The 1,001-nt window shown below is 66.6% G+C and carries 1 protein-coding gene; it reads right to left on the bottom strand.

Translation table 11 applies throughout. The annotated features are described in order from the left end of the window. On the bottom strand, window positions 1-1,001 hold a 1,001-nt coding region (locus HPA01S_RS22440), incomplete at both ends, for an acyl-CoA dehydrogenase (protein ID WP_066273734.1).

The raw sequence follows: 1,001 nt of genomic DNA, 5'->3' as shown, positions 1-1,001 counted from the left end.
TCGTGCGTGCCCTCGTAGGTGTTGACCACCTCCAGGTTCACCAGGTGGCGCGCCACGCCGAACTCGTCGCTGATGCCGTTGCCGCCCATCATGTCGCGCGCCAGGCGCGCAATGTCCAGCGCCTTGCCGCAGCTGTTGCGCTTGAGGATGGAGGTGATCTCCACCGCCGCCGTGCCCTCGTCCTTCATGCGCCCCAGGCGCAGGCAGCCCTGCAGCCCCAGGCTGATCTCGGTCAGCATGTCGGCCAGCTTCTTCTGGATCAGCTGGTTGGCCGCCAGCGGACGGCCGAACTGCTGGCGGTCCAGCACGTACTGGCGGGCGCGGAAGTAACAGTCTTCCGCCGCACCCAGCGCACCCCAGGCGATGCCATAGCGCGCGCTGTTGAGGCAGGTGAAAGGGCCCTTGAGGCCCCGCACCTCGGGGAAGGCGTTCTCTTCCGGGCAGAACACGCCGTCCATCACGATCTCACCCGTGACGGAAGCGCGCAGGCCGACCTTGCTGTGGATGGCCGGCGCGGAGAGGCCCTTCATGCCCTTGTCGAGGATGAAGCCACGGATCGCGCCTTCGTCGTCCTTGGCCCAGACCACGAACACGTCGGCGATCGGGCTGTTGGTGATCCACATCTTGGCGCCGCTGAGGCTGTAACCACCGGCCACCTTCTTCGCCCGCGTGACCATGCTGCCGGGGTCGGAGCCGTGGTTGGGTTCGGTGAGGCCGAAGCAGCCGATCCACTCGCCGCTGGCGAGTTTGGGCAGGTACTTCTGTTTCTGCGCTTCGGTGCCGAAGGCGTTGATCGGCACCATCACCAGCGAGCTTTGCACGCTCATCATGGAGCGGTAGCCGGAGTCCACACGCTCCACCTCGCGAGCCACCAGGCCGTAGCAGACGTAGTTGAGGCCGGCGCCGCCGTACTGCTCGGGAATGGTGGCGCCGAGCAGGCCGAGTTCGCCCATCTCGCGGAAGATGGCGGGGTCGGTTTTCTCGTGGCGGAAGGCTTCGGT

Source organism: Hydrogenophaga palleronii NBRC 102513, assembly GCF_001571225.1.
GTDB classification, from domain to species: domain Bacteria; phylum Pseudomonadota; class Gammaproteobacteria; order Burkholderiales; family Burkholderiaceae_C; genus Hydrogenophaga; species Hydrogenophaga palleronii.
The sequence above is the reverse complement of the archived record's forward strand: the minus strand, read 5'-3'. Positions and strand labels throughout refer to the sequence as shown.